Annotated in this window: 2 protein-coding genes and 1 pseudogene; 2 read left to right on the top strand and 1 reads right to left on the bottom strand. The window is 43.8% G+C overall.

The window, feature by feature from the left end; translation table 11 throughout:
- Nucleotides 1-198: 198 nt before the first annotated feature.
- Together bioD and O9300_RS03220 are read left to right on the top strand one after the other, a co-directional pair.
- A complete protein-coding gene (bioD, locus tag O9300_RS03215; protein ID WP_147073600.1) occupies nt 199-861 on the top strand; it encodes a dethiobiotin synthase in 663 nt (220 codons plus the stop codon).
- A 569-nt stretch (nt 862-1,430) separates the two neighbouring features.
- A complete protein-coding gene (locus O9300_RS03220) occupies nt 1,431-3,449 on the top strand; it encodes a pentapeptide repeat-containing protein (protein WP_287970021.1) in 2,019 nt (672 codons plus the stop codon).
- Here O9300_RS03220 and O9300_RS03225 read toward each other — a convergent pair.
- A pseudogene (locus O9300_RS03225) lies at nt 3,436-3,558 on the bottom strand (IS630 family transposase); the annotation flags it as partial. The gene O9300_RS03220 and the pseudogene O9300_RS03225 sit on opposite strands and share 14 nt — an antisense overlap.

A 3,558-nucleotide genomic window follows, 5' to 3' on the forward strand; every position in this document is an offset into this window, starting at 1 on the left:
GGGGGGGTGGGGGGTTGGTGTGGGGGTTTTGGGGGTTTGGGGGGTGTGGTGTTGGGGGTGGGGGGGGGGGGGGGGGGGGTGGGGGGGTGTGGGGGATGTGGGGATGTGGGGAAGTGGGGACGTGGGGAAGTGGGGAAGTGGGGATAAGATGATAAATATTGGTGATTTTACCTGATCTTGACTTGGCCCAGGAGTTTTATGAATAGTCTTTTGATTGCGGCTACGGATACCGATGCGGGTAAAACCGTTGTCACCACTGGTTTAGTGGCTTATTGGCAAAAATACTATCCATCCAAGGCCTTGGGTCTGATGAAATTAATGCAAACGGGTCAAGGCGATCGAGAATGGTATGAGGGCTTATTTCAGGGTCAATTAGAAATGATCACACCGCTGCAATATCAAGCACCCTTAGCGCCTCCTGTGGCTGCTGATTTGGAAGGTCGAGATATTCCTTTAGGGACGGTGTGGCAAGCTCTGCTGAACCTACAAAAAAGCCAAGATTTGGTTTTAATTGAGGGTTTGGGGGGTTTAGGTTGTCCTGTCACTCACGAGCTAACTTTGGCGGATTTAGCGGCTCAATGGCGGTTAAAAACCCTTTTAGTGGTGCCGGTGAAATTGGGAGCGATTTCCCAAACGGTGGCTAATATTGCCCTAGCAGAGCAAAAAAAGGTCAATTTGGGCGGAATTATCCTTAATTGTCTCGAACCGCGCACGGAGACGGAAATAGAGCAGTTAACACCGATCGATTTAATTCAATCCTTGACTAATTGTCCGGTTTTAGGTGTTTTTCCCTTTATCGAAGATCGTCGGGATTTGGATAAATTGGCCTCGGTGGTAGCCAGTTGGCCAGAAATTATCTAGGGCTGGCTGAATAAATCTAAAAACCTTGCTGGATAAGACTTTTAGACTTTTTTGAAATCCAAAAGTACCAGATATGGGAGTGATCAGGGGGAAATTCAGCTACTTTTTCCCTGAAAATTAGGTAATTGACCCCCTCAAAATCGGTAAAACCCCACACCCCACACCCCACACCCTACACCCTGCCCCTAGGAAAAACTTTTTCAGCAGACCCTATCTAGAGCACGAAACCCTAGCAGATTTTTGAGTTTTTGTCAAGAGATATTTGTTAAATATATATTATTTCTGATAAAAATATATATTTATTTGGAAAAGTTTAAGTTCTCAGGCAAAAATACAAAGTCTTGTGAAAATTCTTGAAAAATTATGGCAAAACTCAGCAAATAATAGCATAATTTCGGGACAATGGGAGCTAGAGGTGTGGATGCGTGAATTAGTTAGCCGCACATTATATATATAGCAATAAAATTTTCGGTTAGGACATTAGGGACAAGGACAACAACCTAAGAATAGCAAGACAAAATAGAAGTCGTTCAGCGATAAAAACTTAAAAAGTTGCGGGGGGTAAAGGTATGGACAGCAATACTTATCCAAGGTTATCATCGGTTTTTTGGCGACTCTTTGTGATCAGCATTGGTTTAGTAAGCGTTTCTGGTAATAATCTTATTGCTCAAGCAGCAAACGCCGAACAAATGAAACAACTGTTAGCAACCAAAGAATGCCCAAACTGCGATCTTAGCAAAGCTAATCTCAGTAATATCAATCTAGAAAATGCCAATCTAGAAAATGCCAATTTGCAGGATGCCAATCTCACTAATGCTAACTTAGCAGGAGCGAACCTAGAAGGAGCTAAGTTAATCCACGCTAATTTAGAAAAGGCCAACTTAGAAGGGGCGAATTTAGCCAAGGCGAACTTAGTCAACGCTAACTTGGATTTTATCAACTTAAAAAATGCCAATCTAGTTGAGGCCCAAATGCGCGGGGTACAATTACGAGGAGCGCTGCTAGAATCGGCCAATCTGCAAGGGGCAGATCTGACCATGCACGACGGCAAACCGGCTTTTCTGGTCCATGGCAATCTACAGGGTGTTAACTTAGAAAAGGCGAAATTACGAGCGGTGTGGGCGCCTTGTGTTCATTTTGATCGAGCCAATCTTAAAGGTACGGATTTTTCACCCGATAAAGCTCAAACTCCTTGGTGGCAAGCTTTAGGTAACGTGGTTTCTCTGGGAACGGCGATCGCTGGTTATGGTGGCACCTTTGTTTACCATAACGCCCAAATGACCAATCTAACTGGAGCGACTTTTGTGAAGGCGGATCTCAGTCAGGCACTATTAAAAGGAGTACAATTAACGGCGGCTGATTTCAGACAAGCACTACTGATCGAAACCCTGCTCGAAGGCTCTGATTTAAGAAACACTAATTTTAGCGAAGCGAATCTCAGTCAAGCTAATCTTGATCAAGCTTACTTGGTGAATGGCATTCTCGACCACGCTAACCTAACTTCGACTCGTCTGACCAATATTAATCTGAGTAATGCGGATCTAACGGGAGCGCAACTAGACAAAACGGAATTAGACCGGTCTAATCTCTGTAATGTCACTTTATCGGATGGTTCCAAATCTACTGCTCCCTGTAAAGAAAAAATTCCCGTGACTGACCTTACCAGTGGTAATGTTTGTCGTATTCCCTCTCACGATCTGGCTAATTTGTCCCTAGAGGTTCCCCCAGCCAATACTACCACCGCAATCACTCCAGAGGATACAAGTGCTTTATGGCAACAAGGACTAGAAAAATACCAAAAACAAGACTATAAAGGTGCTATTGAGGATTTTACGGCAATTGTGACTATTAAACCCGATGATGCTCTGACTTACTACCAAAGAGGTCATGCCTACGCTCACCTAGAAGATTTTAATCAGGCTCTGGTCGATTACAATCAAGTCATTGCCCTACAACCAGAATTGGCATCGGTTTACAATGATCGAGGGGCGATACAAGTTCATTTAGGCAATTTGCGCGATGCCTTGATTGATTACGAGCGAGCTTTGCAGATCGATGGCAACCTACCGATAGTGTACTTGAATCGAGGCCTACTTTATCAGCAGATCGGAGAGGTCGAAAAGAGCAAAAAAGATTATCAACGAGTTGTGGCGATCGCTCCTGAGGTGGCTATGGCAAGTTACAGCAAGGGTTTGGCTCCGATGACCTTGGCGCAATCGCCGGTATTGGTTAATATTCATCTAGAACGGGCTTTGGCACATGGGAATTTAGACCAAATTGATTTAGCGTTCAAAGATATCGAGCAAGCTCTGGCAGTTGATGCTAATGCGGAATCAGCCTATGTATTGCGGGGTAGTTTGTACTACGCTCGCAAGGAATGGTCGAAGGCCCTAGCAGATTATAATCAAGTCCTGAAGCTCGATCCCGATCATGCTAATGCTTTGTATAACCGTGCTTGGACAAAATACAACATGGGTAACAAAAAAGAGGCTTTCGCTGATTTTCAAACCGTTGCCACTCTTTATCAACAGCAGGGAAAAACCCAAGAGGAGACAAAAGTAAGCTTTTACGCATTTAAGTTACATTGACAGCATTACCCTTATTTTTAAGTTTTCTACTCCATTTAATAATCAATCCCCCTTCATTTAAAAGCTGATTGACTACTTTTTCCAGTTCTTCTTTATTTTCAAATTCTCG

This window comes from Microcystis sp. LE19-195.1E (genome assembly GCF_027532095.1).
In the GTDB taxonomy this organism is placed as follows: domain Bacteria; phylum Cyanobacteriota; class Cyanobacteriia; order Cyanobacteriales; family Microcystaceae; genus Microcystis; species Microcystis aeruginosa.